15 protein-coding genes are annotated in these 17,635 nt (G+C 62.6%); 3 read left to right on the top strand and 12 right to left on the bottom strand.

What is annotated here, in order from left to right; genetic code table 11:
• Positions 1 to 410 precede the first annotated feature (410 nt).
• The 8 genes from D0T21_RS24045 to xapA all read right to left on the bottom strand — a co-directional run bounded on the left by D0T21_RS24045 (position 411) and on the right by xapA (position 9,203).
• Positions 411 to 653: a hypothetical protein gene (locus tag D0T21_RS24045; protein ID WP_147328165.1), complete on the bottom strand. Its 243-nt coding sequence runs from the start codon at positions 651 to 653 to the stop codon at positions 411 to 413.
• Positions 654 to 726: 73 nt separating this feature from the next.
• Positions 727 to 1,947, bottom strand: coding sequence for a nucleoside deaminase (locus D0T21_RS24050; RefSeq protein WP_116992528.1), 1,221 nt, complete (start codon positions 1,945 to 1,947; stop codon positions 727 to 729).
• Between the two features lies 1 nt (position 1,948).
• Positions 1,949 to 2,356 carry a cytidine deaminase gene (locus D0T21_RS24055; protein ID WP_116992527.1) on the bottom strand — a complete coding sequence of 136 codons (408 nt, stop codon included), beginning with the start codon at positions 2,354 to 2,356 and terminating at the stop codon, positions 1,949 to 1,951.
• A gap of 11 nt (positions 2,357 to 2,367) precedes the next feature.
• Positions 2,368 to 3,687 carry a thymidine phosphorylase gene (gene deoA, locus D0T21_RS24060; protein ID WP_116992526.1) on the bottom strand — a complete coding sequence of 440 codons (1,320 nt, stop codon included), beginning with the start codon at positions 3,685 to 3,687 and terminating at the stop codon, positions 2,368 to 2,370.
• A gap of 82 nt (positions 3,688 to 3,769) precedes the next feature.
• Positions 3,770 to 6,154 carry an aldehyde dehydrogenase family protein gene (locus D0T21_RS24065; RefSeq protein WP_373886689.1) on the bottom strand — a complete coding sequence of 795 codons (2,385 nt, stop codon included), beginning with the start codon at positions 6,152 to 6,154 and terminating at the stop codon, positions 3,770 to 3,772.
• A gap of 16 nt (positions 6,155 to 6,170) precedes the next feature.
• The gene (gene deoC, locus D0T21_RS24070) at positions 6,171 to 7,121 is read right to left on the bottom strand and encodes a deoxyribose-phosphate aldolase (protein WP_116992524.1); all 951 of its coding nucleotides are present in this window, start codon (positions 7,119 to 7,121) and stop codon (positions 6,171 to 6,173) included.
• Complete coding sequence (locus D0T21_RS24075; RefSeq protein WP_116992523.1) at positions 7,118 to 8,311, bottom strand: phosphopentomutase; 1,194 nt, start codon at positions 8,309 to 8,311, stop codon at positions 7,118 to 7,120. Before D0T21_RS24075 ends, deoC begins: the two co-directional genes overlap by 4 nt.
• Before the next feature lie 52 nt (positions 8,312 to 8,363).
• The gene (gene xapA, locus D0T21_RS24080) at positions 8,364 to 9,203 is read right to left on the bottom strand and encodes a xanthosine phosphorylase (protein WP_116992522.1); all 840 of its coding nucleotides are present in this window, start codon (positions 9,201 to 9,203) and stop codon (positions 8,364 to 8,366) included.
• Positions 9,204 to 9,414: 211 nt separating this feature from the next.
• Here xapA and D0T21_RS24085 point away from each other — a divergent pair, with 211 nt between their 5' ends.
• From D0T21_RS24085 to D0T21_RS24095, 3 genes are read left to right on the top strand one after another with little or no spacing between them, the layout of a single operon-like run.
• Entirely contained in the window at positions 9,415 to 10,557 is a 1,143-nt protein-coding gene (locus D0T21_RS24085; protein WP_116992521.1) for a carbohydrate kinase, read from the top strand.
• Between the two features lie 11 nt (positions 10,558 to 10,568).
• Positions 10,569 to 11,480, top strand: a complete 912-nt coding sequence (locus tag D0T21_RS24090) for a pseudouridine-5'-phosphate glycosidase (RefSeq protein ID WP_116992520.1) — start codon at positions 10,569 to 10,571, stop codon at positions 11,478 to 11,480.
• A gap of 28 nt (positions 11,481 to 11,508) precedes the next feature.
• Positions 11,509 to 12,417: a LysR family transcriptional regulator gene (locus tag D0T21_RS24095; protein ID WP_116992519.1), complete on the top strand. Its 909-nt coding sequence runs from the start codon at positions 11,509 to 11,511 to the stop codon at positions 12,415 to 12,417.
• On the opposite strand, the gene pcp is transcribed toward D0T21_RS24095, so the two are convergent.
• The 4 genes from pcp to D0T21_RS24115 form a co-directional block, all read right to left on the bottom strand.
• Complete coding sequence (pcp, locus tag D0T21_RS24100; RefSeq protein ID WP_116992518.1) at positions 12,414 to 13,064, bottom strand: pyroglutamyl-peptidase I; 651 nt, start codon at positions 13,062 to 13,064, stop codon at positions 12,414 to 12,416. The two genes, D0T21_RS24095 and pcp, sit on opposite strands and share 4 nt — an antisense overlap.
• A 60-nt stretch (positions 13,065 to 13,124) precedes the next feature.
• The gene (locus D0T21_RS24105; protein ID WP_116992517.1) at positions 13,125 to 14,081 is read right to left on the bottom strand and encodes a DUF979 domain-containing protein; all 957 of its coding nucleotides are present in this window, start codon (positions 14,079 to 14,081) and stop codon (positions 13,125 to 13,127) included.
• A complete protein-coding gene (locus tag D0T21_RS24110; protein WP_116992516.1) occupies positions 14,078 to 14,785 on the bottom strand; it encodes a DUF969 domain-containing protein in 708 nt (235 codons plus the stop codon). Before D0T21_RS24110 ends, D0T21_RS24105 begins: the two co-directional genes overlap by 4 nt.
• A gap of 73 nt (positions 14,786 to 14,858) precedes the next feature.
• Positions 14,859 to 17,174, bottom strand: a complete 2,316-nt coding sequence (locus tag D0T21_RS24115) for a TonB-dependent receptor (RefSeq protein ID WP_116992515.1) — start codon at positions 17,172 to 17,174, stop codon at positions 14,859 to 14,861.
• Positions 17,175 to 17,635: the final 461 nt, after the last annotated feature.

Genomic DNA, 17,635 nt, shown 5'->3' on the forward strand with positions numbered 1-17,635 from the left:
TAAAGCCACGTTGATCACTCCGATCTCCTGCCGATGAGACAGGTGGAATTGTGCTACTAACGTGGGTCAGATTCCGTTGCAAATTCGTGGGGAACGTGGGTCAATTTTCAGTGCAACTTAACAGGCAGTTTGTCGAGCGCGCGGCTCAGGATGGAATCTGGGTAAAGCTCAAGTCTGCGAACGGTCAAGAATTTACGTTTAAAGTGAGTAGCGAAGACTCTTCGCGTCTGTTGAGCGCAATCGCCGATTGCAAGAACACAGGATGCGGAGGATCGTAGACAGCCCCGCATAATTTTGAACGCCGCGTCTAGTCTGCTACAAGAAGTGAGTCGCCATGTGTCTTGCAGACACTCTTGAACCATAATTCCAGGAAAAATCTGGCGCATCGCGGCCGATGCCGATGCCCAAAATCATGTTGAGCATTGGAGAAGAATGTCGCGATTGATAAAAACGACTTCCTCAACTGGCAGGATTTGCTTCACCAAAAACGGTGTCAACGCGAAATTGACATAGCCCGCCTTGATGGCTTCCTCAAAACTGTCATAGGTACCAAGTATGGTTTCGCCAGAAATCACGGCGAACTTTCCTTCGTCCGCCAGCAATGCGCCAAGATTTCGAGCGAATACCTGCAGTTCCTTTTGCAATGTAGACATTTCCAGTTCCTCCATCGGGAATGGAATTTAGCCTAGCACTATCCGAATGCCACGCCAAGCGTGCAAGACAAGCTTAAGCCAGCGCGGCGATCAGGTCCTGGTCGGCGACTTGCGTGGGGCGGATGCGGATGATGTTGCGATACAGCGGCGGCATGGCGGCGCACAGCGCCACCAGTTCGGCTTCCGGCATGCCCGGCAGAACGTACTGGAACTGCGTCGGATTTTTCAGCGGCAGTGGACCTTCCATCGTCGAACCGTAGGCGCCCAGGTTCATGAAGCTGATCGCGCCACTATCAGGTCCCTTGGCGAAGACGAAGGTTCCGTCCTTCGGATGGCCGAGGTACTGGCGTACCTCTTCCTGCTGCGCCGGCGTGGCGCCGGCCATCAGCTTGTAGCGTAGCTGCGCGTAGGCGCGCGTGGTTTCCATGAAGGCGCTGCGGATGCCCGACTGCGACATCCGGCCCGGCATGCACAACAGCAGATTGCCGAACGAATCCAGCAAGGCCACCGCCTCCCCTGCCCCAGCATGTTCGCGGTCGCGCGCCATCGCTTGCAGCAGGAACGGCGCCAGGCCGGCGTCCGGCTGCTGCGGCGTGCAGCGGTAGGCCAGCGCGTCGGGATACAGCTGCCGGAGCGCGTGCACAATGGCGTGGTCGGGCGCCAGCGTCATCGGGCATTTCAATTGTTGTTGCGGCAGATCGGTGTTGAACAGCTCCATCACCTCATTGGCCGTGGCCTCGAACACCAATGAACATAAGGCCTGCGTCGGTTCGGAGATGGTTTTTCCGATGAAGAAGGACTTCGGTACGGCGCCCGAACTGGCACGCGTGTACAGCGACGAGCCAAGGATGGCCGGATAGCTGAACGTCGCCTCGGCTTGCGGCCGCAGCGCTTCCGGCAGCGTGCTGAAGGTGGCGCTGGCGTCGTAGTTGACGCCCGCGCTTTTGTCCGGCGCAGCCACCACCACGTTGAAGCCACCGGCCAGGATCGCACCGCTGCACATGCAGCACGGATCAAGCGAGGTGACGATGGTGATGTCCTGCGGCTCCGGCAGCTCGCGGCCCTTGGCGCGTTCGGCGTAGTACCAGTCGATCAACTGGCGCTCGCCGTGCGCGGTCGGGTCGAAGATCAGCCCTTGTTTGATGACGTTGTTGTGCAGCGACTGCAGCACGTTGCCGCGCTGGTCGAGCATCAAGCCGCCGACACCAAAGGTGCCCTGCGTTTTGGCGGCAATAGCCTCCGACGCCGCGATCGCAACGGCAGCCTGCACATCGATTGTCTTCTTGAAGGCCAAATTACTTCTTCTTCAGGTCAGCGCCGCCGAAGGCGTTCGGCAGTTGCTCGGCTGCGGTGGTTTCGTAAATGTCGCCTTTGAGGTTAGTCAGCAGCACCGGCAGTTCGTTACCGCCCAACTCCAGGATCACCTGGCGGCAAGCGCCGCACGGTGCGATAGGACCGTCGGTCTCGCCGATGACGACCAGCTGCGCGAAATCGCCCGGCTTGTAGCCATGCGCGAAAGCGCTGAACAAGGCGGTACGCTCGGCGCAGTTGCACAAGCCGTAGGATGCGTTTTCCACGTTACAGCCGTGGAAGACCTTGCCGTCGTTGGTCAGCAGCGCTGCGCCGACCTTGAAGTTGGAGTAAGGCGTGTAAGCCTTCAGGCGCGCAGCCGTGGCTTCGACGATCAGTTCTTGTTTGTTCATGTGCGGCTCTCTTAAGGACGGATCGTGCGGTAGATGACCGGATTCGCAGTCGGCGCGGCGGCGATCTGGTAAGCCGCCTGGATTTCGCGGATCGCCTGCTCCGCAGCTTCCTGCGTGCGTGCGTGCACCATCGCCAGCGGCTGGCCGGCTTCGATCTTGTCGCCCAGGCCAACCAGGTCGGTCAGGCCAACGGCGAAGTCGATCGGGTCGGCAGCGCGACGACGACCGCCACCCAGCGACACCACGGCCAGGCCGATCTCGCGGCAGTTGGCGGTGGCAGCGTAGCCGGAAACCAGCGCAAGCGCCGGCACGATGATAGGCGAACGCTCCAGGTATTTGTCCGGATTGTCCATCAGGTCGGCCGGACCGCCCAGCGCCACCACCATGCGCGAGAAGCGCTCGGCGGCTTCGCCACTGTCCAGCGACGCTTGCAGCTTGGCGCGCGCTTCTTCTTCGGTCGCGGCCAGTTTGCCCAGCACCAGCATCTCGGCGCACAGCGCCATCGTCACTTCATGCAGACGCGCAGGACGCGATTTGCCGGTCAGGTAATCCATCGCGCCGCGTACTTCCAGCGCGTTGCCGGCGTAAGGCGCCAGCGATTCGTTCATGTCGGTCAGGATGGCCGACGTCATCATGCCGGCGCCATTGCCGACCTTGACGATGCTGTCCGCCAGTTCGACCGATTTGTCGTAGGTCGGCATGAAGGCGCCGCTGCCCGTTTTAACGTCCATCACCAGCGCGTCCAGGCCTGCCGACAGCTTCTTCGACAGGATGGAGCCGGTGATCATGGCGACCGATTCCACGGTGGCGGTCACGTCACGCACGCCGTAGAAGATCTTGTCCGAAGGCGCCAGCGACGAAGTCTGGCCGATGATGGCGACGCCGACTTCCTTGACCACTTTGCGGAACAGTTCATTGGTCGGCACGGTGGTGTAGCCGGGGATGGAATCGAACTTGTCCAGCGTGCCGCCGGTGTGGCCCAGGCCACGGCCTGAGATCATCGGCACGAAGCCGCCGCAGGCTGCGACCATGGGGCCGAGCAGCAGCGAGACCACGTCGCCAACGCCGCCGGTCGAGTGCTTGTCGACCACCGGGCCTGGCAGGTCCAGCGAGCGCCAGTCCAGCACTTCGCCGGAATCGCGCATCGCCAGCGTGAAGGCGACGCGTTCGTCCATGGTCATGTCGTTGAAGTAGACCGCCATCGCCAGCGCGGCGATCTGGCCTTCGGTGACGCGGTTCGAGGTGATACCGCCAACGAAGAACTGGATCTCTTCAGCGGTCAGGACGCCGCCGTCACGCTTCTTGCGAATGATCTCTTGAGGTAAAAACATGGAATTCTCCACTTGAATTTGTAGGGTATTGAAAGCACAAAGGCGGGTCCACAGACCCGCCCTGCCGTACCTGAGCGCTTACTTAAACGCCGTATGGAATCCAGACGTTTTTAACTTGCGAAGCGTGTGCCAGTACTGCGCGGCCGCCCGATTGCGCGGTGCTGTACCAGTCGCGGCCCTTCGCGCCGCCGACCCAGGTACGCTTCAGCGAAGCAGCCGACAGGCGCTCCACTTCCGCACAACCTTCAGCCGAACCGTCATGACGCCATACCGCGTCGATGTCCGAGTGCGTCGCCAGCGTGCGCGCCAGTTCGTCGGCCGAACCGGTGATGATGTTGACCACGCCGTCCGGCAGGTCCGACGTATCGAACACCTGATACAGATCGGTGGCCGACAACGGATGCGCTTCCGACGGCACCACCACCACGCGGTTGCCCAGCGCGATAGCCGGCGCCACCAGCGAGATGAAGCCCAGCAGCGGCGACTCGTTCGGGCAGACGATGCCGATCACGCCGACCGGTTCGTTCAGCGCCACGGTGATGCCGTGCATAGGTGGCTGGTGCGCCAGGCCGTCGTACTTGTCGGCCCAAGCCGCGTAGTAGAACAGGCGTTCGATCGAAGCCTGTACTTCTTTTTCGGCGTTCTTGGAGCCGGTCATGGCGGCGATGCGGGCTGCGAATTCCTCGCCGCGCGCGGCCAGGTTTTCAGCGATGTAGTACAGCACTTGCGCGCGGTTGTGCGACGTGGCTTTCGCCCAGCCGCCGGCCTTGTGCGCCGCTTCCACCGCGTTGCGGATGTCCTTGCGATTGCCTTCGCCGACTTCGCCGATGAAGGCGCCGTCAGCACCGTGGATCGCGCGGCTGTAGGCGCCGTCAGGGCGGGCCTGCTTGCCGCCGATGTACAGCTTGGCGGTGCGGTCGATGGCGAACGCGCCGCCAGCTGCCGGTGCGGCCGCCTTGGCTTTGGCCTTGGCTTCCACTACAGGCGTCGCAGGACGCGCATCTTCCGATTTGGCGGTCAGGTATTCGTACATGCCTTCGCGGCCGCCTTCACGACCGAAGCCGGATTCGCGGTAGCCGCCGAAGCCGCAAGCGGCGTCGAACTGGTTGGCGGTGTTAATCCACACCACGCCGGCCTTGATCTGCGGCGCGACGTCCAGCGCCAGCGAGATGTTCTCGGTCCAGACGCAAGCGGCCAGGCCGTAGACGGTGTTGTTCGCCAGTTGCACGGCTTCCGGCGGGGTGCGGAAGCTCATCGCCACCAGCACAGGGCCGAAGATTTCGGCCTGCGCCACGGCGGCGGAAGTCGATGCGCCGGTGATCAGCGTTGGCGGGAACCACGAGCCGTTGGCCGGGATTTCGCACTTAGGCTGATAGACATCGCAGCCTTCGGCGCGGGCCGATTCCACCAGGCCGGCGATGCGCTGCTGCTGCACCGGATCGACCAGGGCGCCGATGTCCATCGACTTGTCCAGCGGCGAGCCGAGGGTCAGCTTGTCCATGCGGGCGCGCAGCTTGGCCAGGAATTTATCCTGTACCGATTCCTGCACCAGCAGGCGCGAACCTGCGCAGCATACTTGTCCCTGATTGAACCAGATCGAATCGACCAGGCCTTCAACGGCGGCATCCAGATCGGCATCATCGAAGACGATGAACGGCGACTTGCCGCCCAGTTCCAGCGACAGCTTCTTGCCGCTGCCTGCGGTGGCAACGCGGATCAAGCGGCCTACTTCGGTCGAGCCGGTGAAGGCCAGCTTGTCGATGCCTGCATGGTTGACGATGGCTTCGCCCACGCGGCCATCGCCGGTGACGATATTGACCACACCGGCAGGTACGCCGGCTTGTACACAGATCTCGGCGAACAGCATCGCGGTCAGCGACGTGAATTCGGCCGGTTTGAAGACGATGGTGTTACCAGCGGCCATGGCCGGTGCGATTTTCCACGACAGCATCAGCAGCGGGAAATTCCAAGGCACGATCTGGCCAACCACGCCGACGGCGCGGTAGTCCGCAAATTCTTCGGCTTGCAGTTGCGCCCAACCGGCGTGGTAGTAGAAGTGACGCGCCACCAGCGGCAGGTCGACGTCGCGGGTTTCGCGGATGGTCTTGCCGTTGTCCAGCGTCTCCAGCACGGCGAACAGGCGCGCGTGCTTCTGCATCAGGCGGGCCAGCGAGTACATGACCTTGGCGCGGCCATGGCCGCCCAGTGCCTGCCAGCCCGGCTGCGCGGCGCGCGCGGCTGCCACGGCGCGATCGACATCGCTGCCGGTGGCTTGCGTCAGGTCAGCCAGTTTGGCCGCATCGGCTGGATTGGTCGAGGCGAACAACTCGCCCGGCTCGCTCCACTGGTTGTCGATGAACAGGCCGAAGGTGCGGCCGTGCTGCTCCAGCCACGCTTGCGCTTCTTTCGTGCTTTCCGGTGCTGGGCCGTATTCCATAGTATTCAGGATCTCTTTAATTGATGGCATGACGTGTCCGTATTCTTTATGGTTGCGCGTGGCGGTGTGCGGCGGAGTAGTTGCCGGTCACATAGTGCTCAAGCTGGCGTTCGATGTCGGTCAGCAGGCTGGATGCGCCGATACGGAACAGGTGTGGCTCCAGCCACTCGTTGCCCAGTTCTTCCTTCATCAGCGACAGGTACTGCAGCGCGGCCTTGGCCGTGCCGACGCCACCCGCTGGCTTGTAGCCGATCTTGAAGCCGGTCTGCTCGTGGTAGTCGCGAATCGCGCGCACCATCGTCAGCGATACCGGGATCGTCGCGTTGACCGGCTCCTTGCCGGTGGACGTCTTGATGAAGTCCGCACCAGCCATCATGCAGACCCACGAAGCCTTGGCCACGTTTTCCAAGGTGACCAGTTCACCGGTCGCCAGAATCGCCTTGACGTGCGCTTCGCCGCAAGCCTTGCGGTAAGCCAGCATCTCGTCGTACAGCGCTTGCCAGTTGCCGGTCAAGACGTGCTGGCGCGTGATGACGATATCGATCTCGGTCGCGCCTGCGGCCACCGACAATTCAATCTCGCGCACCTTGGTTTCCATGCTGGTCAAGCCAGCCGGGAAGCCGGTCGACACGGCGGCGATAGGCAGGCGGCCTTGCAGCACCTGGGTCGCCGGCTTGATCATCTCGTGGTACACGCAGACGGCGCCGGTAGTCAGCTTGTAGTCCTGCAGGCCCAGTGCCTCGACCAGGTCCGAACGCAGCGGACGCATGGCCTTCATGCACAGGCGCTCGACGCGGCCCGGGGTATCGTCGCCGGACAGCGTGGTCAGGTCGATCAGGCCGATGGCCTTGACCAGCCACGCAGCCTGGTATTCCTTCTTCACCGTGCGGCGGTTCGCCAGACTGGCGGCGCGGCGGTCGGCAGCGCTCTTGTTGATGTGGATGTGGTTGATCCAGCCCAGGTCCAGTGGGACCGCTTCGTTACGTTTGAAAGTCATAACAGATTGCTTCCGTGAGAAAGTGGTTTGACGCCGAGGTGATGGGCCAGCGTCTGGCCGATATCGGAGAAGGTTTCGGAGATAGGCAGCTTCTGCGCCTTCACGCCCGGACCGAAGAAGATCATCGGAATATGTTCACGGGTGTGGTCGGAGCCAGGCCAGGTTGGATCGCAGCCATGGTCGGCGGTGATCACCACCAGGTCGCCCTCTTTCAGCTTGGCGATGAACTCAGGCAGGCGCGCATCCATCTCGTGCAGCGCGTTCGAGTAGCCGGTGACGTCGCGGCGGTGGCCGAAAGCCTGGTCGAAGTCGACGAAGTTCACGAACGTCAGCGACTTGTCGCCGGCTTCTTCTTCCACCTTCATCAGCGCGTCGAACAGCGCCATGTTGTCTTTACCTTTGACCATGCGCGATACGCCCTGGGTCGCGAAGATGTCGCTGATTTTTCCGAGGGCGATGACTTCGCCGCCGTCGTTCTTCACATGGTCCAGCAGCGTAGGCGCCGGCGGTGCGACCGCGTAGTCATGACGGTTGGTGGTGCGGGTGTAGTTGCCGTCTGCGCCGGTGAACGGACGCGCGATCACGCGGCCGATGTTGTACGGCTCGACCAGCTTGAAGGCGATCTCGCAGATTTCATACAGGCGCTCCAGGCCGAACGATTCTTCGTGCGCGGCGATTTGCAGCACCGAGTCGGCGGAAGTGTAGATGATAGGCTTGCCGCTGGCGACATGCTCGTCGCCGTGCTTGTTGATGATCTCCGTGCCCGATGCGTGGCAGTCGCCCAGAAAGCCTGGCACGCCGGCCAGCTGCTGCAGCTTGGCGGTCAGCTCGGCCGGGAACGACGGCACCGTTTTCGGGAAGTAGCCCCAGTCGAATTCCACCGGCACGCCGGCGATTTCCCAGTGGCCGGACTGCGTGTCCTTGCCGGTCGAACGTTCGCGCGCGGCGCCGTAGGCGGCGGTGAAGCCTTCGCGTTGTGCGAAGCCGGCGGCCCACTGGCCGCTGGCGGTATGGGCGGCCGCGGCCAGGCCCAGTTTTTCCATGGTCGGCAGCGACATCGGCTTGCCGCTCTTGGCGGCCCATTCGGCGATGTGGCCGAAGGTGTTGGCGCCGACGTCGTTGTACTTCGCGGCATCGGGCGTGGCGCCCAAACCAAACGAATCGAGCAAGAGGATAAATGCGCGTTTCATAATTTCGAACTCCTTAAAAGCAAAGGGGCGGTCCAGCCGCCCCTCGGGAATCTTACGCCTGCGGCGTTTTGGCCACGTTGGCCAGGAAGCCCAGGATCACTTCAATCAGCGAGGTCGCTGCAACGGCGGCGTACTTCAGGGTCTGCTCGTGCGACAGCGGGAACGGCGACAGGCCTTCCGCCAGGTTGGTGATGGCCGACACGCCGACCACTTTCAGGCCGCAGTGACGGGCCGACACCACTTCCGGCACCACCGACATGCCGACCACGTCGGCGCCCAGCGTCTTGAAGGCGCGGATTTCGGCAGGGGTCTCGAAGTTAGGTCCGGCGTAGGCGATGTACACGCCGTCGTGCAGGGTGACGTTCTTCTCTTTGGCCGAAGAGTGCAGCAGCGCGCGCAGGTCGGCGTCGTAGGCGTTGGCCATGCTGAAGAAGCGCGGACCGAAACGCTCGTCGTTCGGGCCCATCATCGGGGTGCCCGGCAGGTAGTTGATATGGTCGGTCAGCGCCACCAGCGAACCGGCGTCGACTTCAGTGCGCAGCGAACCTGCGGCGTTGGTCACGAACAGCATCTCGCAGCCCAGCAGCTTCATGGTGCGCACGGCGCTGGTCATCACGCCCAGGCCATAGCCTTCGTAGACGTGGCCGCGGCCCTTCATGCATACCACCGACACGCCCGACAGGGTGCCGATCACCAGTTCGCCGGCGTGGCCGTGCACGGTGCTGATCGGGAAGCCAGGCAGTTCGTCGTAGCTGATGGTGACCGCGTCGGTCATTTTTTCCGCCAGCACGCCCAGGCCGGAACCCAAGATCATTGCGATGCGCGGCTTGAAGCCCGCAGGGACACGGGCGCGAATGATGTCAGCTGCCTGGAATGGGGAATTATTAGACATGGTTATCCTCTGTTTTTCTGTTGTGGCTGGGGAAGCTGACACTATGCATCATCGTCCATATGTATGGCAAATACCATTTTTCTTAAGCATTTATACTAAAGCGATATAAATCAGGGGTATTATAAATGAAGCCAAACTTAGCCGCAGTGCGCGATTGACTTGATTTGAACAAATGTTTACCATGATGGACAAATGTTTTAGCGAGTAGCCCGTGACCGATTCCTCCAAGAAGGACCAGCTCTACCAGCTGATCCGCGCCAATCCCTTCATTTCCCAGCAGGACCTGGCCGTGGAACTGCGCCTGTCGCGTTCCGCCGTGGCCGGCCATATTGCCGGTTTGATACGCGAACGGCGCCTGCTGGGCCGCGCCTACGTGCTGCCGGATAAGCGTCCGGTGATGTGCATAGGCGCCGCCAACCTGGACCGCAAGCTGCGCACCATCGCCGCCATGCAGCTGGGGACCTCCAATCCCGCCACCGCCGAGGAAGTCTATGGCGGCGTGGCCCGCAACATCGCCGAGAATCTGTCGCGCCTGAACCTGCCCACCGCGCTGCTGACCGCCCTGGGCGACGACGTCGCCGGCCGCAGTCTGCAAGACCATGCGGAAGGCGCCGGCATCGACACGCGCGGCAGCCTGAAACTGCCGGAGACGCCGACCGGCACCTACACCGCCATCCTCGACGACGCCGGTGAACTGGTGGTGGCGCTGGCCGACATGGCGCTGTACGACCGCATCACGCCTGACTACCTGGCCAGCCGCCAGCCGCAGCGCTCCGCAGCCGCGATGACGGTGGTCGACCTGAACCTGCCCGCCGACAGCATCGCCCTGCTGCTCGACAGCGCCCGTGCCGACAACGTGCCGCTGGTGATCGTGGCCGTATCGCAGCCGAAGATGGCGCGCCTGCCGGATGATCTGAAAGGCCTGCGTCTGCTGATCCTCAATCGCGGCGAACTGGAAACCCGCGCCGGCCGCGCGCTGCCGACCGAAGCCGATGTGCGCACCGCCTGCCGCGACGTGCAGGCCCAGGGCGCGCAGGACGTCATCGTCACCTGCGGCAGCCAGGGCGTGTTCCACACCCGCGACGGCGAGCTGGTATGGCTGGCCGCGCATCAGGTGGACGTGGTCGACGTCACCGGCGCCGGCGACGCCTTCTCGGCCGCCGTCTGCTGGTCGCTGTACCAGGGCAGCGCCGACCTGACGCTGGCCTGCCGCCGCGGCCTGAAGGTCGCCGCGATGACGCTCGAATCCCAGGAGACGGTGTCGCCGATGCTGGCCGCCGATGTCCTCGACGAGATCCACGACTTCGACCTGTCGGCGGAATACAACCCGCCGCTCTTCCCCAACAAGGCATAAGGAATCACACCATGCACCAATATTTGCTGTTTTCGCCCGAAGTAGCGGCCGCCCGCGCCGCCGGCAAGCCGATCGTCGCGCTGGAATCGACCATCATCTCGCACGGCATGCCCTACCCGCAGAACGTGCAGATGGCGCGTGAAGTGGAACAGATCATCCGCGACGGCGGCGCCGTGCCGGCCACCATCGCCATCATCGGCGGCAAGATCTGCATCGGCCTGTCGGAAGAACAACTTGAACTGTTGGGCACTTCGCCCGACGCCATGAAGGTCAGTCGCCGCGACCTGCCCTACGTGCTGGCGCAGGCCAAGCTGGGCGCCACCACCGTGGCGGCCACGATGATCTGCGCCGAACTGGCCGGCATCTCCGTGTTCGTCACCGGCGGCATCGGCGGCGTGCATCGCGGCGCCGAGACCAGCTTCGATATCTCGGCAGATTTGCAGGAACTGGCGCAGACGTCGGTGGCGGTGGTGTGCGCCGGCGTCAAGTCCATCCTCGACATCGGCCTGACGCTGGAATACCTGGAGACCCACGGCGTGCCGGTGGTCAGCGTGGGCCAGCGCGGCTTCCCCGCCTTCTTCACGCGCGAGAGCGGCTTCAATGCCGACTTCCAGCTCGACACAGCGGCCGAACAGGCGGCCTTCATCCACACCAAGTGGCAGCTGGGCCTCAAGGGCGGCGTGGTGGTCAGCAATCCGGTGCCGGTCGGCGAAGCGATGCCGAAGGCGGAGATCGACGCCATCACCGCGCAGGCCTTGCAGGAAGCCGATGCGCAAGGCGTGACCGGCAAGAACGTCACGCCCTTCCTGCTCAGCCGCATCAAGCAGCTGACCGAGGGCCGCAGCCTGGCCACCAACATCGCGCTGGTGAAGAACAACGCCCGCTGCGGCGCCGCCCTTGCGGTAGCCATGCACGCGCACTGACATCGTCCCACATCGCCCAAAGAACGCCATGTCCATCGATCTGAAACAACTAAAGTACTTCCTCGCCGTCGCAGAAGAAAAGAGTTTCAGCCGCGCCGCCGAGCGCCTGCACATTTCGCAGCCGCCTTTGAGCCAGCAGATCATGAAGCTGGAAAGTGAACTGGGCGTGAAGCTGTTCGCCCGCACCACCCGCACCTTCGAGCTGACGGTGGCGGGCAAGGCGCTGATGGGCGAAGCGTCCGACCTGTTGGGCAAGATGCGCATGACCATCGACACCATCCGCCAGATCGACCGCGGCGAAGTGGGCCGCCTGCGGGTGGGCATCGTCGGCTCGGCGATGTGGGGACCGATACCGAGTTTGCTGGAAGAGTTCCAGACCAAGTTCCCGCGCGTGAGCTGGACCCTGCACGAACTGGGTCCGACGCTGCAATACGACGCGCTGCGCGCCAAGCAGATCGACGTCGGCTTCTGGCGCGAGCCCAAGCTGGACGAGGACGACCTGAAAAACGACAACCTGCGCCAGGAGCTGTGCTTCCGCGAGGACGTGTGCGTGGCCATCAACGAACATCATCCGCTGGCCAAGCAGGAAGCGATCGAACTGACCGACATCGCCGACGAGCCGATGCTGACGCTGGCGTTGGACAAGTCGTCCTTCCCGCGCTACCTGATTCAATGCTGTGTGAAGGCCGGCTTCCAGCCGACGATATTCCAGGAAGCGTCCGAGCCGCAGACGCTGCTGGCGATGGTGGGTGCGGGCTTGGGTGTGGCGCTGCTGCCGGAGACCACCAGCCGCATCGGCTGGCCGGGCGTGGTGTTCCTGCCGATTCGTACCAATCCGCCGTCGGCGAACCTGTACATCACCTACACCACGCTGGACGACGCGCCGGTGGTGCGGGCTTTCCTGAATATCCTCAACCCGGTAAAGCCCGGGGTTTAGTGGGTCACCCCACCCGCCTCGCGCATGTCCACATCGTGGGCCAGCGTGGTGCGGATGGCGATGCGCAGGCCTTCGACCATATCTTCCAGCTTCATGCTGGCCGAACCCGGATGCGCGGCCGCCTGCTGCGGCAAATACGGAATGTGAATGAAACCGGCCCGCATGGTCGTACCCCACTCGTGCGCCTGATGCATCAGGCTATAGAACACGTGGTTGCACACATACGTCCCCGCCGTCTGCGACACCGACGACGGCAAGCCCGCCTCGCGCAGCGCATGCACGATGGCCTTGATCGGCAGCGTGGCAAAGTAAGCCGCCGGGCCGTTGGTGACGATGGGCTGGTCGACGATCTGCCGCTTCTGGTTGTCGGCGATAGGCGCGTCGTCGATGTTGATGGCGATGCGCTCCACCGACAGATCGACCCGGCCGCCCGCCTGCCCCACCGCGATCACGATGCTGGGCTGGAGCTCCTCCACCGCCTGGTGCAGCACCTTGCTGGCCTGCCCGAACACGCACGGCAACTGACGCGAATGGACCACGAAGTCACCTTCGTGCCAGCCCTGAAGTGTGCGTACCGCTTCCCACGAGGGGTTGATGGTCTCCTTGTTAAACGGTTCGAAACCGGTCAACAATATTATCTTTTTCATCTACATGGACTCCGATTGCTGCGCTGTTTGTGCGCTACTCTACTCCAAGTCACATGCACGTCACATGTTCATTAGAAAATAAAGAAGTGCAATATTAGCAAGCAATAGCGGCAATGCGGTGCCCACTTGAATCTTCACGACGGCGTTCTTGTCGGGCAGCTCCAGCAGCGCAGCGGGCACGATGTTGAAGTTGGCGGCCATGGGCGTCATCAGCGTGCCGCAGTAGGCGCTGAACATGCCGATCGCCGCCATCACCGCCGGATTGGCGTGGTACACGCCGACCAGCACCGGGATGCCGACACCGCCCGCGATCACCGGAAACGCCGCGAAGCCGTTGCCCATGATGACGGTGAACAGCGCCATGCCGATGCAATACACCGCCACCGCCACCAGCCGCACATCGAGGTTGATGTAGGACGTGACCACGTGCGCCACCGCCTTGCCCATGCCAGCCTCCGTGAACAGCAGGCCAAGCACCGCCAGCATGTGCGGCAGCACCACTGCCCAGCCCAGGTGATCGATCAGGCGGCGCGATTCGCGCATCGCCTGCATCGGCGTGGCGCGGGTCAGCCAGCAAGCGGTGACCACCGCGAACAGGGAGCCGCAACCCAGGCTGACCAGCGTGGCGTTTTTCGGGTCGAGCAGCAGCAGGCCGCCCAGGTGCACTTCCTTCAGCAGGGTCGAACCGATCACCGTCGTCGCCGGAATGATCAGCGCAGGGATCAGCAGGCGATGCCCGAGCCGCTGCGCGCTGCTCTTGCGTTCCTCCGGCGTGCGGTCGCCGTAGCGGCCCAGCGCCACGCCGCCGAAGCCGGCGATCAGCGCCATCACCACCATCAGCACGCCCGCAGCCACCGGCGGCAACTGCTCGCCGGCCAGGTAGATCACGGCGTACAAGGCCCAGAACAAGGCGCTGGAATAGCGCTTGGGGTTATGTTTATCGGTCAGCGACATGTACGCAACCATCAACAGCATCGCGCCCAGCACGTAGTAGAAGTAATCGAGCCTGAGTATCATGCCGGCTCCTTCACCGCCAGCATGGCGCGGGCGATCTGCGCGTCCAGCCGGTGCAGGCGCCAGGAGTGAATCAGGAAGGCCGTCACCGCGGTCGGTATGCCCCACAGCGCCATGTGCAGCGGATCGACTTCCAGCCCTTCGCCGCGCAGGATGGTCTGCATCAGCAGGATGGCGCCGAAGGCCACAAACACGTCTTCGCCGAAGAACAGGCCGACGTTGTCGGTGGCGGCGGACATGGCGCGGATGCGGTGCCGCAGCTCCTCGGTCAGCGCCGGGTAGCGCACCTCGGCGGCGCCCTCCGCCATCGGCGCGATCAGCGGGCGCACCATGTTCGGATGGCCGCCGATGCTGGTCAGGCCGAAGGCGGCGCTGATCTCGCGGATCGCCAGGTAGACGATCAGCAGGCGGCCGGTGGTGGCGGACTTGATGCGGGCGATCGACGCCTGCGCATGCTCCTTCAGCCCGAAGCGCTCCAGCAGGCCGATGGCCGCCAGCGGCAGCAGCAGGATCAGCGGCAGGTTGCGGGTCTTGATGAAGGCCGTGCCCAAGGTTGCGAGCAGCTTCTCGACCGGCATGGCGGCGGCGGCGCCGGTGACGGCGCAGGCGGCGATCACCACCAGCACCGGATGCGCGCGCAGGGCGAAGCCCAGGATGATGACGGCCACGCCGAGCAGCGGCCACAGATTAACGACGGTATGATTCACGAATCAGGCTCCATCCATAAAAAAAATCCCCGCACATCTTACGATGCGCGGGGATTTTCAGATAGCGGTCAATTTAGAAGTTGACTTTGAAGGTGCCGCCCCAGGTGCGCGGCTCGTTCAACATACCGGTCAGGTTGTCGAAGTCGATGGCGCCGAGGATCACACGCTTGTCGGTGATGTTGCGGCCGTACAGCGCCACTTCATACTTGCCGTTGCCCCACTTGTAACCGGTGCGCACGCCGCCTTCCGCCAGAGGCTTGGCCTTGTACTCAGGCGCCTCGTACAGGAAGAAGTTGTAGCTGGTACGGTAGGTCCAGTCGGTGTAGGCGTAGAACTCGCCGTTGCCGATGTCCTTGCTGTACTTCAGCGTGAAGTTCAGCTGGGTCTTCGGCGCGCGTGGCAGCGGGTTGCCGTCGATCTTGGAGGTGCCAGGGAACGGGCCGGCCGCGTTGGTCGGCGTGCAGCCGTACGGGTTCGGCGCGGTGTTCGGCAGGTTGCCGCAGTACTGCACGAACAGGTTCTTGTCCTTGATCTCGGTGTCGTTGTAGCTGCCGCCCAGGGTCATGCTGAACTCGTCGCTCAGGTTGGCCTGGAAGTCCACTTCAACACCCTGGCCGGTCACTTTCTCAGCGTTGATCAGCTGATTCATGTTGATCGTGCCGCTACCGGCGGTCAGCTGCTTGTCCTTGACGCGGTACTGGAACACCGAGGCGCTCAGGCGCGCGCGCTTGTCGAACAGGTCCTGCTTGATACCGGCTTCATACGACAGCGCTTTTTCGGCGCCGGCGAACGATGGCTTGTCGCCCAGGCCGTTCAAACGACCCTGCATCGAAGGCGCGCGGTAGCCGGTGGCAACGCGGGCGAACAAGTTGGTGGTCTTGTCCAGCTCATAGGTGCCGCTCATGTCCCAGCTCAGGTTGTGCGAGGTGTTGTCGATCTCGAACGGACCGGACATCTTCGGCGGTTCGTAGCGCACGGCCGAGAAGTCCTTCTTGTCGGTGGTGTAGCGCAGGCCGCCGCGTACCTTCAGCTTGTCGCTGACGGTGTAGTTCAGCGAGCCGAAGGCCGCCCACGACTTGGCGTGCTGGAACTGCTGTGCGTAAGCAGCGTTCTGCGGATTGCCGGCGCTGAAGGTGTCGAAGCTGATCGAGTCGATCTGGATGTCTTCGTTGAAGAAGAACAGGCCGCCGATCCACTGCAACGGGCCCTTGTAGTTCGACTCGGCGCGGAACTCTTGCGAGAACTGCTTGTGGTTAGGCAGCAAGTCGGCCGTTTCAACCGCGAACGGGATATAGCCTGGACCGTACGGCGGCGCGTACGACGCGCCGTAGCCGCCGTCAACGTCGGCGCGGCTGTTGAACTTCAGCGTTTCGTAGCCGGTGATCGAGTGCAGCGTGATGTCGTCCAGGTTGTACTTCAGGCGGACGTTGCCGCCCTTGGTGGTCAGCTTCTGGTAGTTGATGCCATCGCTCGGGTAGGAGCCGTAGTCGAAGCCGTCGACCAGGTCGTTGGTGCCCTTCTTGATGATGTTGGCACGGAACAGCGTGGCGCTGCCGTGGTAGTCGCGCTCGTGGTAGTTGAACAGCGCGCTGAAGTCCTTGCTCGGCTTGACCAGCGCTTGCAGGCGGAAGGCGTTGTCGCCGTAGCCTTCGAAGTCCTGGGTGCCCTTGTTCGGGGTTGGATTGGTGTTGTGCACGCGGTCGCCACGGTGCTGGCTGGTGCCCGAGAAGCGCAGCGCAACGGTATCGCTGACCGGGATGTTGAACATGCCTTCGGCGGTCTTGGCCGAGTAGTTGCCCACGCCCAGGGTCAGGTAGCCCTCTTGCTTGAAGACCGGCTTGGCCGAGTCGAACTTGATCACGCCGGCCGGCGAGTTACGGCCGAACAGCGTGCCCTGCGGGCCGCGCAGCACTTCGACCTGGTCCACGTCGAACACAGGGAAGCCCTTCAGCATGGCGTTTTCCTGGACGATGTCGTCCATCACCAGGCCGACTGGCTGGGAAGCGTTCAGGTCGAAGTCGGTGTTGCCCAGGCCGCGAATGTAGAAGCGCGGGAAGGTGCGGCCGTAGTCCGATTCCACGTTGACCGACGGCGAACGGCCGGCCAGGAAACGGATGTCGGCGGCGCCCGAGGTCAGCACGTCGAGCTTGTCGCCTTTCAGCGTGGCGATCGACATCGGAACGTCCTTGATGTTTTCCGCGCGGCGTTGCGCGGTCACGATCACGGTTTCCAGTTGGCCTTTGGTGGCGGTATCCGGGGCGTCCGCCGCCGGCTGGCCTGCTGCAACGGCGGCCGCTTCGGCGGCCATGGCCGCGTGCAGGGGGAATGCGCTTGCAACTGCCAGCGCGATCAGCGATCGCACTGCGTAACCACTACTTTTTTTGCTCATGAGTCCTGCTCCCTATTGTGTAGGCAAGGTTGAAATATCAATCCAAAATCCCGCCCTCACTGCGGATTGCAGCGGGCGATGTCTTTGTTTTTTGTTGGCAAAAATGTATCAAAACTACTACGTTTCGCATAAGAATATGCAAACTACCAACCATGCTAGCATGGAAAAAAATGACAGAAACTCACTTTCTGAGTGATTCGATTCATATCAATTTTATATAAATAGCTAAATAAAATCGAATTTGCCGTACATATCGACGCTGATGCATAGTAGTGGACGGCCTCCAGAACAGGCCGCTGAGTACGGGAAAACCACCCCGCTTGCAGGTAAATTGTTGATTTCCAAGACAAGGCCGGATGCCCTGAAAGCCCCGACCCATGCGGAAAATTATTTATCCAACAAGTAGGAAATTTTTCCAAACGGACAAAAAAGCAACAGCACAAAAATATTAAATTCGGCAC

Source organism: Duganella sp. BJB476 (genome assembly GCF_003416895.1).
In the GTDB taxonomy this organism is placed as follows: domain Bacteria; phylum Pseudomonadota; class Gammaproteobacteria; order Burkholderiales; family Burkholderiaceae_D; genus Rugamonas.

Excerpts from the sequence above, each read along its gene's own strand:
- D0T21_RS24055 (WP_116992527.1), bottom strand. The coding sequence starts at position 2,356 with ATGAACAAACAAGAACTGATCGTCGAAGCCACGGCTGCGCGCCTGAAG.
- D0T21_RS24115 (WP_116992515.1), bottom strand. The coding sequence starts at position 17,174 with ATGAGCAAAAAAAGTAGTGGTTACGCAGTGCGATCGCTGATCGCGCTG.
- D0T21_RS24105 (WP_116992517.1), bottom strand. The coding sequence starts at position 14,081 with ATGATACTCAGGCTCGATTACTTCTACTACGTGCTGGGCGCGATGCTG.
- pcp (WP_116992518.1), bottom strand. The coding sequence starts at position 13,064 with ATGAAAAAGATAATATTGTTGACCGGTTTCGAACCGTTTAACAAGGAG.
- xapA (WP_116992522.1), bottom strand. The coding sequence starts at position 9,203 with ATGTCTAATAATTCCCCATTCCAGGCAGCTGACATCATTCGCGCCCGT.
- deoC (WP_116992524.1), bottom strand. The coding sequence starts at position 7,121 with ATGACTTTCAAACGTAACGAAGCGGTCCCACTGGACCTGGGCTGGATC.
- D0T21_RS24095 (WP_116992519.1), top strand. The coding sequence starts at position 11,509 with ATGTCCATCGATCTGAAACAACTAAAGTACTTCCTCGCCGTCGCAGAA.
- D0T21_RS24045 (WP_147328165.1), bottom strand. The coding sequence starts at position 653 with ATGTCTACATTGCAAAAGGAACTGCAGGTATTCGCTCGAAATCTTGGC.
- D0T21_RS24090 (WP_116992520.1), top strand. The coding sequence starts at position 10,569 with ATGCACCAATATTTGCTGTTTTCGCCCGAAGTAGCGGCCGCCCGCGCC.
- D0T21_RS24075 (WP_116992523.1), bottom strand. The coding sequence starts at position 8,311 with ATGAAACGCGCATTTATCCTCTTGCTCGATTCGTTTGGTTTGGGCGCC.
- deoA (WP_116992526.1), bottom strand. The coding sequence starts at position 3,687 with ATGTTTTTACCTCAAGAGATCATTCGCAAGAAGCGTGACGGCGGCGTC.
- D0T21_RS24065 (WP_373886689.1), bottom strand. The coding sequence starts at position 6,154 with ATGCCATCAATTAAAGAGATCCTGAATACTATGGAATACGGCCCAGCA.